A 15,174-nucleotide genomic window follows, 5' to 3' on the forward strand; every position below is an offset into this window, starting at 1 on the left:
ACAGCGTGTGAACGACTTGCCCGTCGATTAACCACGTCAGGCCCGGGTGCTGTCAACCGTTGCGGTGAACCTGGCGCGTGGCACAGACACGTTCCGGCGCTTTCTGTGCGGTAACTATGTACCACCCTTGCGCGCCTGAGGGTTCTTAGTCTGTCGTCTCCATCCACCGGCGCTTTCGTCTGCGCCCTGACAGAGACCCGAAAATGCCTGCGCCTGCCCCCCCGCTGCTGTTCCCACAATTCCTCGATGCGCCCGGATTGTGGAGGTCGCTTGGCAATACCCACGGTCTGTCGGTCAAGGATTTTGACTGGCTGGCCCATGTGCGACTCGCCACCGAATCACTGCGTCGTCAGCAGACGCCGCCAATGCTTGCCCACCGTGTGCTGCTGAACACCGAAGATCCTCCGGCCACAGTCCTGGCAGGTAGCTTCATTCTCGGCAGCACCCCGGATGACCGGGCTTTTCTGCTCTACACCCCCTTCGACGGGCTGAAGAAGTTCGACAGCCTCGCCACCTTGACCAGCCACCTCGAGCAGCGTCTCAAGGACGCCGATGAAGACGATCGGCTGCTGGCGTTGCTTGCGATCTCGCAACGCAAGCTTCTGCTGGAAAAAGGCAATATCAGCGTGAGCTTCCAACTCATCGAGGGTGACGTATTCGACGATCAGAAAGCCGCCATCGAACACTGCCGGCAACTCAACGTCCAGGCCATGTTCGACGAGTTGGTGCACCTGCCCGAACTCGACATATTACTTGGGGAGATTCTCAAGGATCAGCTCATCGGCGCCATGCCCGGGGTCGATCAAGCCTTGACCACGGTCGGTTTTTACGCGGAATCATCACCAGACGCTGAATCGGCACACACCAGCAGTCCCGGGCGCTGGCTGGACGCGATGACTTTGGCCAACGCGGCGCTGTTGCACTATCGACATTCGGGCTGGCCGGGCGCGCAGTCGCACGTCTATTCCCACCCGCGCAAGCCGTCGCTGGCCAGCGACCACAATCATTGGGAAGCGGCCGTGAAAACCGTGTCTGGCCACTTGCTCGCGTTGCTGTACGAACGAATGGAGACCTATTGGGACTCGCCATGCGCCGACGGCACCCCGCGGCGGGAGTTCTTCTTTCGCGTTCTGCGCGAGCAAGCCCGGGCCGACATCCTGCTCAAGCGTGAAGCCCGGATCATCGATGCCGATAAATGCGAGAACTTGTTGGCCTGGATCGACCCGCGCGGTACCTCCGGACGGCGAGGCACTCTGGAAGCCGTACGCCTGTGGCAATACCAGCCCAACCACGTCGAGCTGGCCGGTTCGCTAATGCTCAGTCACACCGATGCCTGCCTGTACACACCCTCCCAGGGGTTGCAGGTACTCGAGGACTACAAGGACCTCAAGGACACGCTGCTGAGCAAATTCCACACGGCCGGCCACGACGATGAACTGTACGGCCTGTTGAGCCTTGAAGAGCGTCAGCGATTCATCGGGTTCGATCAGCCACAGGTCTCGGGCGAACCGCTGGGCGGCGAGATATTCAAGGTGCTGATGGAAGCCATCATCACCAAGCAACGCAAGAACATCGAGTATGTCTTGCAGGTGTTCCGCCATGGCGACAGAGCCATCGATATCGCCGCCCTGTTCGACAAGGCGCTGGATATTCGCTCGATGCTTCACGAACGACTGCTCGAACTCGATACCGGGGACCGCTGGAGTACCCGGCTGGCGATCACCGGCAGCCAGCTACCATCGATGCTGCTGGCGGACGTCGCTGCCGCGCAAATCAGGCTGTTCAGCAGTGTGCTGCCGCCGATCGCCGAAGAGTTCGCGGCGCAGCCACTCACCAGCGCGGTGCAACAACGCAACTATCTGCAAAGTATCCTGGCCAAACTGGCGCATTCGTTTTATGTGGGCGTTACGGGCGAAGCGCGCCTGCGAGTCCTCGGCGGCAGCCAGCGGCTTCCCGAACAAGCGATTGTCGACACGGTATTCAACGCCGATCGGCCGGACCGGCAGCACCGCCACGGGCTCAACGGCTTCCGGCCAGATGCCTGGACGCTCACCGTGCAAACCGCCGCACAGGGCGACGAACTGCCGCTGGCCAACTGCGTCCTGCTGACCGAGCGTGGCGGACTGGATGCGCAGCACTCAGGGCGCACAGTGTTGTGGACACCCGCGATGGGGCTGGAAGTATTCGCGTCCATCGACAGCGCCCGGCAGGTGTTGAATCAGCGCCTGCTGCATCCCGAAAAGCGCCTGGCACTGTTGGAGAACCTCTCACCGTTGATCGACGGATTTCATCAGCGTTACGCGTTGGGTCCACTGCACCTGATCGACGACAACGTGCTGCAAAACCGCACGCAATCGGCCATTGAACAATTTCTCCAGCGTTGCGAACGGGTGCGCGGCCTGAAGCTGACCAAATCCCGCGAGGAACAGGCCCTCAAAGCCCTGAGCGGACAAATGATCAACGTCAATCTGGAGCGCGCGACCGCGCTGGCCAGGGCACTCAACACACAGCAGACGCTGCCCGCCTGGCTGGGCATGGCCACACTCGACGAACTGCAATTGCACCTCGAATTGCTCGAGCAGTGGCGCCATAACGTCAGCGATGGCAAGGATTACCTGCATGGGCTGCCGACCTTGCGCGAGCACATCCAGCGCCGACTCAAGACACTGCTGAGCAGCCGTTTCCAGGCCCCGGAACTTGATCCGGAGGACATCGAGATCACCCCGCTACTGGCCCTCGCCGGCCCGGCCATGAACCTGGTCGACTTCGCGCTGAACCATCCCCATATCGCTGAGCAAACCCGCTTCAAGGTCACCTCGAGCAGCGCACAAAAGCTCCCGGCCGGACTCGACCAACAGGCGATACGCAGCCTGCTGCTGTCTCTGGACATCGGCGCTTTCGCCGATACGATCAACACCACCCTGACGCGCAATGACGCCAGCGCGGCGCTGCGCAAGCAACGATTCATCCGCCAGTTACCCTGGCAACTGCTGCAACATGCCCATCAGCTCAAGCTGCAACAGCATCTTTCCAGCAAGGCTTTCGATCTGTTGACCCAGGTGCTGGACATGCCCGATGCGCTCGCCCGTGCGACAGTGGCAGGCGCAAACGCCATGATCAGGCCAGTAACGTTGATCAAGACCGCAGGCGCTGCCGCAATCAAGGCGCTTGGGCTCTACCTGATCGGACCGGCGTCCGGACAAGCCGGGCCACAGGTGCTTTATTCGCCGTATCACGGTGAGCGCGTATTCACCGAGTTCGAGAACGATGCCGCCGTCATCGCCGCCTTCAACCTGCCAGGCGCCTTGCAAGACCTGCTGCTGCGACGCCTGCCGCAGGACCAGCAATCGACCTTTGCAGCCCTGTTCAAGGCCAGCGCCGGCCAAACGAGCGAAATGCAGCTGGCATCCTCCGCAATCACTGGCAATGCGCTTGAATACCTTTTCAGTGAAGGCCTGTCGTTGCTGAAGCGATTGCTCGGCAGTCATGCGATACCTTCGGCGCATGCGGACTGGGACGCGGCGAAAACCCTGTTCAGTCAAGGCATCCAGCTGATCCGCGGATTGCTCCCGGGCAAACTGGCCTATGCGCAATTTCTCTGGCAAAGCTACAAGGACTTCCTCGACTCTGCCCAAGCGCTGCAGGATCATCACTGGACGCGCGCACTGGCAACGTTCATTGCCGGCGGCGTGGAGCTGATCTCGCTCGGGCGCCTGTCACTGGAAGCAAAGCTGGTGACACAGGCAACGCCGGAGGTTGCACCGGTGCCAGCACCGCTTGCGCCCTCTGTCAGTGCGCCCCACTGGACTGAGATCAAACCGACGGACCCTGCCCGTACGGCATTACAGAGATTCGAAACACCGACAATTGCCTTGAAAGACCTGACCCCGAATCCGGCCGATGGCACTTATCAAGACCTGACGAATAAAACCCGCTACGCCGCCGTCGCCGGCAAAGTCTATGCGGTGGAGCGGCCAGGTGCGGTCTGGCGCATCAAGGGCGCCGATGAGGCAGGGCCGGTGTTGCAGCACACTGCGTCGCGGCAACTGGTTCTGGACCCGGACCGGCACACAGTCCATTTCGGCAAGGTCCTGTCGACCCTGCACAACCGCATTGCCAACGACCTGGAAACCAGGCTCTGGTTGAACATCGAAGCCCAAGGCATGGCCGAGATCCGCGCCCGGCACCCGGAAAAGGCTCGGGTCCTGACGCAGGCCGTCGATCTGGCCCGCTACTACGCCTTTAACAGTCTGCACAACCTGGCCCAACTGAAGAACCATGCCCCCGGCACCCGGCTGGATATCTTCCTCAAGGCATTTTTTGACGTATCGAGAGTCGACGCCGATGTGCTCGCGAAAATAAAGCAGGCCATCGTGCCAATCTGCAATGCATTGGTGGATCCGACTGAAGACCTGATGAACACCGAACGTTTCGTCGTCGGCTCGAACAAAAACCGACAGGCCCGCCTGATCGCCTTTGTGCTGGCTGACGACTCACGCCGCAAAGTGCATTTCACCGAGAACTTCTTCAATCAGGGGCTCGACTGGTACCACGAGGGCCTGACCGAGCCATTCGATGTTCTGTGCCATGCCCAGGCGTCGACGCTGATCCACGAATTCGCGCATCAATTTGCCAAGGCCGTGGACATTGCTTCGCTGGAGGCCCGGCGTCCGTTTACTGATTTGATTTCGACGATTACCGGTTACGGCGCAGCCTTGAAAGAAAACCAGAAACGCTTTCAGCGTGAAGCGCTGTCGCTCGCCACGCCCCGCGAGGAACTGTTTGCCGTCTGGAACCACGACCTGCGCGAATGGCTCAGCATGGACTCGATTCCCGGGATGTCTCACGTCGGCAAGGAAATCCTCAAGGCCACTGCCTGCACGACCATGGAGGAGGCACGAACGGCGTTCCTGAACCCGCGCAACGCTAACGCACGCATCGACACAATCCTGCGCAATGCCGACTCGATTGCTTTCCTGATTTGTGAAATGGGTCGACAACTCGACCCGCTCACTGAACCTGTTGCAGGACTCAGTTGAGTAAAAAAGCGCAGGCCCATGGGCCTGCGCATTCACCTGCTACGTGCCAGCGTCAGTCTTTCTGATCGCGCAATACGTTGCCGGATGCGCCATCGATGCGGAACTCGTAGACGACGCCATCAGCCTTGCGGCCCTCGCCTTTCCAGTAGCCATTGTTGTCTGCCTCGATCTCATACACTTCGACATAACCGGCCTTGGTCTTGACGATCTCGATAGCCTTCTCGATGGTCACCCAACCTGCGCCTGGCCGGTCGGCCATGGCGGCAGCCGCACTGAACAAGGCGGCGGTGGCGATAACAGCGGCAAAGGTTCTTTTGATCATTTTTTCACTCCATTTGTGGATGATGTTGGTCTGACGTCCTGTTTTTTGGGTGTCAGACGGAAAAATAAGTTCCACTTTGATGGGCATTCGCCATGACGGATGTTCTCGGCGCTTGGCCCACAAGGTTAGAATGCAGCAAACCAGGACGAGTCAATGACCCAAGAATCCCTCTCGGAAGCCGAATACGATGCGATCACCGATGCCGCCGCGCACTGGTGCATGCGTCTGCACGCTGTCGACTGCTCCGCCGAGGAGCGTCTGGCTTTCGAGCAATGGCGCGACGCCCATCCGCTGCATGCCTTCGAATACGAAGCGATGCTGGAGATCTGGGACGTTGCCGAACATTTGCCTCGTCCGCAGCCAACCCCGAGCGTTCCACTGAGCCCACCGGCGCCCGCCTGGCGTCGCTACGCAATGGCCGCCAGTGTCTGTGCCCTGGCGTTGCCGCTGGCGGCCTACGGTGGGTGGAACCTGGGCTGGCTGCCCAACAGCTACCAGCATTTCGCCGCCACCGACAATGTCCGTCAGGTGACGTTGAAGGATGGCAGCCAGGTCGAGCTCAACCTCAATACCGAACTGACCTTCAGCAATTACAAGGACGAGCGTCGTGTCACCCTGAAAAAAGGCGAAGCCTTTTTCGAGGTCAGCCACGATCTCTCCCACCCCTTCGTGGTTCGTGCCGGCGAGGGCAAGATCCGCGTGACCGGTACGCGCTTCAATGTCTGGCTCTATGAGGATCAGGTGCGGGTCAACCTGATCGAAGGCTCGGTGCTGGTGACCAGCAACGCTGCACTGCCCGGCGACGGCTTGCGCCTGGGGCCGGCCATGCAGGCGCAGTACAAGCACGGCGACTACATGCCGCAGATCAGCCAGACCTACCCCAACGACAACGCGCTGGCCTGGCGCAGCGGCAAACTGGTGCTGGATAACCTGGCGCTGAACGAAGCCTTGCCACTGATCAATCGATATCTGAGCAAACCGCTGAAACTCGCTGACGCCAGCACTGGAGCGATCCGCGTCGGCGGCGTCTACAACATCAAGGAGCTCGGTGGCCTGGTCAACACGCTGCCCAAGGTGCTGCCGGTCTATCTGACCCGCAATACCGAGGGTGATCCGGTCATCAATTCGATGCCCCGCCAGCCGCCAAAACCTGAAGCCTGAACCCGACAATAGAAAAGCCGCTGCCCCTCTTCAGGGTGCAGCGGCTTTTTCGTTCAGGTCGCGGTCAATCGGCTACTGCGTAGCCACCTTGGCCGGTTGAGCCGAAGTCTCACGAATGGCCTGCACCTGATACTGCGGATCAGCCTTGATCTGCGCTTCGGTGAAGGGCATGACGCGCCACTGCTTCTTCGAAAACGCTTCGGTCTGGTCCCGGGAGTATTTCGACGCCGGATCACTGGACAACGAGAACGCCAGCAGCCCCTGCGCCTGCGGGCCTTTATCGTCGAAGGTCACCACTTGCAGATAGCTGGTGCCGCTGACCACTTCGAGCTTGCCGTCTTCGCGCGGCACGCTCTGGATGGCGTTGTAGATGCCCAGCGTCCCCGGCCCGCCATGAATCGCCGTTTGCCGGGCACCGCTGCTCACCACCTGAATATCACCCCAGCGGGTGTCAGGCTTGAGACCCATTTTTTCGGCACTGGCCAGCGACGCCAACATTGCTTCACGCAACGCCTTGCTCACTGCCGGTTGTTCGATCGCCAACCCGCGCGGGGTGTGTTGCGGATCTTTCGGATCGAACGGCACCCGCCAGATATCGGGCGACTCGAGCAGCGCCTGCATGACGTTCTGGAAATGCACCAGCCCACTGCCCGAATCCAGATTCGCTCGACCGTCCCAAACCTTGAGACTCGCGCAAACCGGCTTCAGTGCAGCCGCGTCGCCAGCCAGATCGGCAGCGCAGAATTTCAACAGATCGGGCAGCACCTGTGTCGCCAGATACACGTTGTCATCCATCACCATCTGTTGCAGATCCTTGACCGCCACCGGCCCTTGTTTGCCCATTGTGCTCAGACGATCCAGAGCAAATCGCGCACGCAGCCCCAGAGGCTGACCGTCCTGACTGATCAGTGGCGAAAAACCGGTCAACGGTTGCGCCGGGTTCACCAGCCACGCCGAATCATTGGAATGCTGGACGAAGTCGTTGCGCAGCAATTGCGGCAGCTGGCTGGCGGCATAGATACCCGGCTGCGCCGCTTGCGGGTCGATATCCCAGGCGCAGGCGCTGTGCGAACCGTCCAGCACAATCATCTGCAAGCCGGCGCGTGGATCACTGCACTGGGCGAGTTTTTCGGCGCTGACGTTGGGCACCACCGACAGGTTCATGTACAGCGTCTGGCCCTTGTCATCCACAGCCAGGGTGTTGACCCACGGGATGCCCTGAATCTTGTGCACCGAATCCTGCAGATCCTTGAGGTTGGCGGCCTGGTTCATCGCGTACCACTGCGTCAACACTCGGTCATTGCCCAGGTTGGCATCACGCAGGCTGTACGCGTACTGGTGATCCCAGTCGAGCTTGCCCGGCCACTGCACGATCGGGCCGAACGGCGAGCTGTAGATATCACGCGAAACCGGCGCCACCTGGCCGTCCGCCTGTTTGACCTGCACAGTGACGGTCTGCTTGCTCATCGGCAATGATTTGCCGTCCAGCAGGTAGCGTGTCGGGTCTTTCGGATCGAGTTGCAGGCGATACAGGGTGAAGTGCTTCGACGAGTCGACCGTGTGAGTCCAGGCCAGATGCTGGTTGAAGCCGATGTTGATCATCGGCAGCCCAGGTAACGCTGCGCCCATCACGTCGAGTTTGCCGGGAATGGTCAGGTGCATCTGGTAAAAACGCATGCCGCCGACCCACGGAAAATGCGGATTGGCCAGCAGCATGCCGCGACCGTTGAACGAGCGCTCGCTGCCGACCGCCACGGCGTTGCTGCCGCGATCCAGGGCGAAGCGCTGCATGCGCGTGTCCGCCACCTGATAGGCGCGTGCGTTGCTGCCGAGCTGTGCCGACGCCTGCGGCGGTGTTGCACCGGCCAACGCTTCGGCGAACTGCCCGACCCCGCCCTCGACCAACAGCCGGCGGGTGAGTTTCACCAGATCCTCGGCGGCGATATCCCGCACCCATTCACCTTGGCATTGCTGCGGCAAGCCTTGCTGGCGGCGCTCGGCCAGATAGCGGTTGTAGCCCGCCGCATAACCGTCGACCAGGTCGCGTACTTGCGCCGGCTGTGCCTGCCAGAACGCGGCGACTGCCTGCGGGGTATTGAGCCAGGTGAAAAACAGATCGCTGACGCGGTTTTCACGCCCCTCGACGGTGAACTGGTCCGGGCCGAAATAACGCGAGCGCTGACCATTGACCGTGACGATCTCGTTGGCCAGCAGGCACAGGTTGTCCTGGGCGTAGGCGTAACCGATACCGAATCCCAGTCCGCGCTCATTCTCTGCACGGATGTGCGGCACACCAAACCCGGTGCGACGAATCTCGGCGCTGGCTTGAGCGGCGGGACTGAATGCATGGGCCGACAGACTGAGCCCGAGAAACGCGCACGCAAAGGCTAGCCCGGTTAACTGTCTGGAAATAATCACACACGCTCCTGATCGATAGGACAAAGATCGGCGCGTGCGCCGGATCCGGTTTGAAGTTGACGCATGCGCCTGGGCGCAAGGTGGCTGTTCAGGAAACGAATCCGACGGAAAAAATTTAGCCCGGGCATCCACCGGACAACCCGGTGGTTACGGGAAAACAACGAATAAGCGACAAAATTTCTACATATTTCCTTTCATGATTCGCCGTGCTGAAACGTCTTGTTTAACGAGAGCTGGCAAAACGTTTCCTGATCAGGCTCTGAAAAGGAGTAATCCCATGTACAACTCGCAACTACCAACGGACGGTAGCCAGGCGTCACAAGGAGCTTCCATGAGCCCCCACGCGAGCAGTTTCGCACCCAGCCCCGAGCGACAGGGCAATGAGCGCATTCGCCTGCTGCTCAAAAGCTTTGGCCTGCGCACCAGCCTGGTTCGTCTTAAAGTCATCGACGCCCTGCTGGTCGCCGCGCAAAGCGATCGACGCCTTGGGGTGCGCGGCGTGCACAGCCAACTGCTGGACCTGGACGTCCCGCTGTCGTTTCTCAGTGTGCGCGAAGTATTGAAGCGCCTGTGCGCCGAAGGTGTCGTCACCTTCAACCCGGACAAGAGTTACAGCCTGCATCCACAGGCTGCTGCAGTGCTCAATCACGATTGAAGCGCCCCGCGATCGCCGTCAGGGCTTGACCTTGCGGCGCATCACCCCGTTGATCACCACCACGACCACCGCCACACCGATGGCGATGTACTGGAACATCTTTTCGCTGATCATCCCGGCGTTCTGCAGCCAGGACAGGCCGAGCATGATCGCCAGCACCGACAGGGCGATCAGTATCGAGTATTTCAAACGTTGCTTCTGAGTCATTGCGGGTTCCTGAAACTTTCAAATGTATCCGGTTTGTATCCGATTGCATGCCATGCACATACCGTGTCACGGGGATGGGCCGGGGCAAACGCGCTCTCATGTTACAGCCGATGAAGAGTTTTGGCTTCATGACGGCGTAACCATGAGGATTTCTGAAATGTTCCGTCGAATCACCTGGCTGATTCCCGTCCTTGCCGTACTGACCTTGAGTGGCTGCATCATTTTTCCCCACGGAGGCTGGCATGACGACCACCATCGCTACCAGGAAGGCTCCGGTTATTACCATCGATAGAACAGGATTGTTCGCCTGCCGGTACGTCTGAACTACCGGTCGAGAAACACCACAAGTCTTTTCAGCAACTACCATGCCCGCCGCCCGGCGGGCATTTTTATTGGCGCGCCGTCCCCTGAACAGCACCGGTACGAGACGGGCGCCGACTCACTTAAATACGTTGTAAGTATTTGAAATCTCATGTCGCAGCAAAGCATTAGAGGCTGCGACGACTCTGCCTCTAGTCTCTGCGGACTTTCTCGATCAATGGAACAGGGATGTCATGCAGAGAACTTTGATCGTAATGGGACCGGTGCAGATAATTGGATTCTGCCTGGCCATTACCGCTTTTGAATTGATCACGTACATGGCGAGCGACATGATCATGCCCGCCATGCTGACGGTGACCGACGAATTCAACGCCGATGCCCGGCATGTACCAAACGCCTTCAATTTGTACCTGATCGGCGGCGTCTGCCTGCAGTGGCTGATCGGTCCCCTCTCCGACCGTTACGGCAGACGCCGCTTATTGTTGCTCGGCTGTGCGCTGTTCGGCCTGGCCTGCGGCGCGGCGGTCATGACGCAGCGCATTGAAGCGTTCAATGCGCTGCGCCTGATTCAAGGCATGGGCCTGGGCTTCGTGGTTGCCGTCAGCTATCCGACGCTGCAGGAAGTGTTCTGCGAAGCCGACGCGGTGCGGCTCATGGCCTTGCTGGGCAATGTCGCGCTGTTATCGCCGCTGCTCGGGCCGTTGCTCGGCAGTTTGCTGCTGGAATGGTTGAGCTGGCGGCAGCTGTTTCTCGGCCTGGGGGCGGCGAGTGCCGTGGTCTGGCTCGGTCTGTTGGTCTGGATGCCGGAAACCATTGGTGTGGTGCGACGCGACGGGCAACGACAGGCGCCTGTAGCGTTCTCGTTCAGGCAAATCCGCCGCGGTTACCTGACACTGCTGCGCAATCGCCGATTCGTCGGCAGCAGCCTGGCGCTGGGCTTGATGAGTTTGCCCCTGATTGCCTGGATCGGACTGGCACCGGTACTGCTGATGCAGCGCCTGGAGCTGTCTGCGCTGGAATATGGTCTGTGGCAGATCCCGGTGTTCTCGGCGGTAATCATTGGCAATCTGCTGCTGGACCGACTGCTGAGCACGCACACGCTTTGGCGGGTGATCAGCCTGTCATTGTGGCCGTTCTGCCTCGGTCTGCTGATGTTGATCGCCGCCGCCCTGCTGTCGACTTCCCTGCCATGGGCTGTCGCCGGTCTTGCCGTGTACGCGCTCGGGCTGGGCATGAGCAACGCCGCGCTGTACCGGCTGGCACTGTTTTCCAGCGATGAAGGCAAAGGTCTGGTCTCGGCCATGATCGGCATGCTGTCGATTGCCGTAATGGGCGCCGGCGGATCGCTGATCGCCGTCATTGGCGGTGGCGATAGCCTTCAGTCGTTCTCCCTGTGGGCAGCCCTCGGCGGCCTGCTGTGCCTGCCCCTGCTCCAGCGCCTTCTGCGCAAAAAACCTGCGGCGCCCGCCACGCCAAATACCCATCAATAAGGACATTCGATGACTCGATTCCCCCACAGCGACGCGCTTTGCGCGTTGCCGCAACCCTATTGCCCGGAGTCCGTACCCACGGGGCTGTTCAATCAGGCCATGGCTGAAGTCAGCCGATTCCACGCCAGCCATACGCCCGGTTACAGCCATTGGTTGAGCGCCCACTCTATCGATATCGATGCACTGGACACGCTGGATGACTGGTCGCAACTGCCGCCGATTTTCGCCAGTTTCTTCAAGCAACATTTGCTGCTCAGCCCCACGGGGGAAGACGCACTGGAACTGACCTCCTCCGGCACCAGCGGCCAGAAGAGCCGCATGCGCTACGACTCGCGCAGCCTCGGGGCGGCGCAGTACATGGTCGAACGGATTTTCGCGCAATACGGCTGGATCACTCCGCACACGCCCTGCAATTATCTGCTGTTGAGCTACGAGCCAGAGCAGACGATCACCTTGGGCACCTCCTTCACCGATCAATTTCTGTGTCGCTTTGCCCCCGTCAATCGAGTGGTGTACGCGCTGCGCGCCAATGGCGATGGCCACCAGTTTGATCTGTTCGGTGTGATCTCGGCCCTGCAGGCGTTTGCCGAAGAAGGCTTGCCGGTACGCATTTTCGGCTTCCCGGCGTTTCTCTGGGAAACCCTGCAACGCATGCGCGCCACCGGCGTGGCGCAGCTGCAACTGCCGGCGGGATCACTGGCATTTTTCGGCGGCGGCTGGAAAACCCGCGCTGCCGAAGAAGTCCCCAAACAACAGCTGTACGCGCGGATCCAGCAACAACTGGGCATCGATGCCCGTGACTGTCGCGATGGCTATGGTGCGGTCGAGCATGCGGTGCCCTACATCGAATGCGCCCATCATCGCTTTCACGTACCGGTCTATTCGAAAGTCTACGTGCGCAGCGCGCTGGATTTTTCCGTCCTGCCCTATGGGCAACGTGGTTTGCTGAACCTGGTCTCACCGTACATTTCTTCAAGTCCGGCACACGCGGTGGTCATGAGCGACCTCGCCACATTGCATCCCGGCTCCAGCTGCGACTGCGGACTGCCCAGCGACTGGTTCGAACTGCATGGCCGCGCCGGCACCACAGCCGCCAGGAGCTGCGCCATGGCCGCCTCCGAACTGTTGGGGAGGCACTGACATGTTCTTGATCAACGGACAACTGCACAGCGACATCAACCTCGATAATGCCGTGCAGCAACTACTCCTGGAGCTGCCACTACGGCTGCAGACACCGCTTGAAACCAGCACGCTGCTGGCAGCCACCGAAGCCTTCGCGGAACGCCTGTTGCATCAGACGTCGGCGCTGGCGCTCGATGCCGGGCAACGTCAGGCACTGATCGATTTCTGCCAACCTGCCGCGCTGCAGGCCAAGCTTGATCGCGAACTCGGTCTGCAACCCGATTCGCTACGCCGCATCGATTATCGCCAGCCGCGCTTCGAGCGCTGGAGCCCGCTGGGCCTGGTCGTGCACATCACGCCGGCCAACGCTCCGCTGCTGGCGTTCTGTGCGGTGCTGGAGAGCCTGTTGAGCGGCAATGTCAACTGGTTGCGTCCCAGCAGCAGCGACGGCGGCTTCACCGCGCAACTACTCCAGGCCTTGCTCGAAGCCGACGCAAGCGGGCAACTCGCTGGCTACGTGGCCGTGCTGCCGACAACCACCGGACAAATCGGCCAACTGTGCAAACACGCCAACGGTGTCGCGGCCTGGGGCGGCGAAAGTGCATTGCACGCAATCCGCCAACAGCTTGCGCCGGGCTGCCGCTGGATCGATTGGGGGCACCGAATCAGTTTCGCCTATCTGACCCCGGATGCGGCGTCGCCCACGGTATTCGATGCCATCGTGGACGAAGTCTGTCGCCTCGATCAGCAAGCCTGTTCCAGTCCGCAATGGCTGCTGGTGGACAGTGACGACGCGGTCGTAATGAGCGACATCGGCGCGCAACTGGCCGAGGCGTTTGAACGCCGCGTCGGACAATGGCCAGCCCTCACCCCCACCCTTGAGGAAGCCTCGCAAGTCACCACCTGCACGGCGATGGCACAGTTGAGGCAGAGTTTTACCGGGCAAACCGGCCAGGTCTGGAATACGCCGGGCTGGCGAGTGATCTGGAGCCACGACCGCCAGCTTGAGCCCTCGGCGCTGTTTCGCAGCCTGCTGCTCAAGCCGGTACCCCGCGAGTTGCTTACCGGTACGCTGCAACCCTGGCGCAATGTGTTGCAGAGCTGTGCCTTGTTGTGTCCGGAGGCGCAGATCGGCGAACTGGCACAGACGCTGATTGCCGCCGGTGTCACCCGCATTGCCCCGATCGGCGCTATCCACGACGGCTACGACGGCGAACCGCATGACGGTGTCTACGCCTTGCAGCGCCTGAGCCGACGGGTGTCGGTCAGCTTGCCGCCGTCGATGCTCGCGAGCCGTGCCGCCCTTGATCGCCTGCCTTTGCCGCCCGCGCTGGCCGGCGTTCCGCTCATGGACAAGCAAACCTTCGTCAATCAGCCACCCGACCCGGCGGCGCAGCTGTATTTTCGCTCCGGGGGCAGCAGCGGCGCGCCGGTCCTTTCGGGCTTCAGTCACGACGATTTCCAGCGCCAGATGCGTGCAACTGCCGATGGTCTGTTTGCAGCGGGTCTGGACCCGGCGCGGGACAGGGTCATGAACCTGTTCTTCAGCGGCGGGCTATACGGTGGTTTTTCCAGCTTCACCAAAGTACTGGAACAACTGCAGGTCAGGCATTGGCCGATGGGCGCTCCGGCGGACGACGATTACCAGGAAATCGCGCAAATCATCATCGAACAGCAGATCACCGTGCTGATCGGCATGCCCGGCACCCTGCACCGGCTATTCCTCAACGAGCAACCGACTTTGCGTCGCTATGGCGCCATCAGCAAAGTCTTTCTCGGCGGCGAACACCTGAGTGAGCACACCCGCGAGTTACTGCACAGCTGCGGCGTCAAGCTGATTCGTTCGGCGATCTACGGCAGCGTCGATGCGGGTCCCCTGGGCCACGCTTGCCAGGCTACGGCAGACGGCGTTTTCCACGTGATGAGCGATATCCAGCATCTGGAGATCGTCGATTTTGCGCATGACACGCCGGCCGGAGACGGCGAGTCCGGCCGTCTGCTGGTGACCTCCCGGGCACGCCAGGGCCAATCCGTGCAGCGTTATGACATCGGCGACAGCGGACGCTGGCTGCCCGGTCCGTGTGAATGCGGTCTGCCTTCTCCGCGCTTCGAGCTGCTGGGGCGCCACGGCAAATTGCTGCGTATCGGTACCGACTTCATTTCGCTGACGACACTGGCGCACCACCTGCAAACGCCCTTCCAACTGATCCTCGATCACGGCCCTGATGGCCTGGAGCGCATGCGTTTGCGCAGCCCTCAGGCACCGCAGGAAACCCATCGACAACTGCAGGACTACCAGAAGCTGACTTCGTTGGTGCAGACCGGCCTGCTCACCGTGGACGTCGAGCAATGTGCCGTCGAGCAATTCGCCCGTAACAGACACAGCGGCAAGACGCCGTTACTGATTGACCAACGCCGCTGACCGCAGACACCTGCACG

General features: G+C 60.8%; 10 protein-coding genes. 7 read left to right on the top strand and 3 right to left on the bottom strand.

What is annotated here, in order from left to right:
- Positions 1-203 precede the first annotated feature (203 nt).
- On the top strand, positions 204-5,039 hold the full coding sequence (locus QMK55_RS28065; RefSeq protein WP_320328282.1) for a dermonecrotic toxin domain-containing protein: 4,836 nt from the start codon (positions 204-206) through the stop codon (positions 5,037-5,039).
- 52 nt (positions 5,040-5,091) lie between these two features.
- Here the strand turns inward: QMK55_RS28065 and QMK55_RS28070 are convergent, their stop codons facing one another.
- Positions 5,092-5,361 carry a PepSY domain-containing protein gene (locus tag QMK55_RS28070; RefSeq protein WP_320328283.1) on the bottom strand — a complete coding sequence of 90 codons (270 nt, stop codon included), beginning with the start codon at positions 5,359-5,361 and terminating at the stop codon, positions 5,092-5,094.
- 153 nt (positions 5,362-5,514) lie between these two features.
- On the opposite strand from QMK55_RS28070, the gene QMK55_RS28075 reads away from it, so the two are divergent.
- Positions 5,515-6,522 (top strand): FecR family protein, encoded by a 1,008-nt coding sequence (locus tag QMK55_RS28075; RefSeq protein ID WP_320328284.1) that lies wholly within the window; start codon positions 5,515-5,517, stop codon positions 6,520-6,522.
- 72 nt (positions 6,523-6,594) lie between these two features.
- Here the strand turns inward: QMK55_RS28075 and QMK55_RS28080 are convergent, their stop codons facing one another.
- Positions 6,595-8,940 (bottom strand): acylase, encoded by a 2,346-nt coding sequence (locus QMK55_RS28080; RefSeq protein ID WP_320328285.1) that lies wholly within the window; start codon positions 8,938-8,940, stop codon positions 6,595-6,597.
- A gap of 277 nt (positions 8,941-9,217) precedes the next feature.
- On the opposite strand from QMK55_RS28080, the gene QMK55_RS28085 reads away from it, so the two are divergent.
- Entirely contained in the window at positions 9,218-9,595 is a 378-nt protein-coding gene (locus QMK55_RS28085) for a fe2+ zn2+ uptake regulation protein (protein WP_102355132.1), read from the top strand.
- A gap of 18 nt (positions 9,596-9,613) precedes the next feature.
- On the opposite strand, the gene QMK55_RS28090 is transcribed toward QMK55_RS28085, so the two are convergent.
- Positions 9,614-9,802 carry a hypothetical protein gene (locus tag QMK55_RS28090; RefSeq protein WP_025109975.1) on the bottom strand — a complete coding sequence of 63 codons (189 nt, stop codon included), beginning with the start codon at positions 9,800-9,802 and terminating at the stop codon, positions 9,614-9,616.
- Between the two features lie 157 nt (positions 9,803-9,959).
- Between QMK55_RS28090 and QMK55_RS28095 the strand changes: the two genes are divergently transcribed.
- The 4 genes from QMK55_RS28095 (at position 9,960) to QMK55_RS28110 (ending at position 15,157) form a co-directional block, all read left to right on the top strand.
- Positions 9,960-10,094, top strand: a complete 135-nt coding sequence (locus QMK55_RS28095) for a hypothetical protein (protein ID WP_256588101.1) — start codon at positions 9,960-9,962, stop codon at positions 10,092-10,094.
- Between the two features lie 262 nt (positions 10,095-10,356).
- Positions 10,357-11,613: an MFS transporter gene (locus tag QMK55_RS28100; RefSeq protein WP_320328286.1), complete on the top strand. Its 1,257-nt coding sequence runs from the start codon at positions 10,357-10,359 to the stop codon at positions 11,611-11,613.
- A 9-nt stretch (positions 11,614-11,622) separates the two neighbouring features.
- Entirely contained in the window at positions 11,623-12,753 is a 1,131-nt protein-coding gene (locus QMK55_RS28105; protein WP_102355130.1) for an acyl-protein synthase, read from the top strand.
- A gap of 1 nt (position 12,754) precedes the next feature.
- Positions 12,755-15,157, top strand: coding sequence for an aldehyde dehydrogenase family protein (locus QMK55_RS28110; protein ID WP_320328287.1), 2,403 nt, complete (start codon positions 12,755-12,757; stop codon positions 15,155-15,157).
- Positions 15,158-15,174: the final 17 nt, after the last annotated feature.

The sequence above is a fragment of the Pseudomonas sp. P8_229 genome, from assembly GCF_034008635.1.
In the GTDB taxonomy this organism is placed as follows: domain Bacteria; phylum Pseudomonadota; class Gammaproteobacteria; order Pseudomonadales; family Pseudomonadaceae; genus Aquipseudomonas.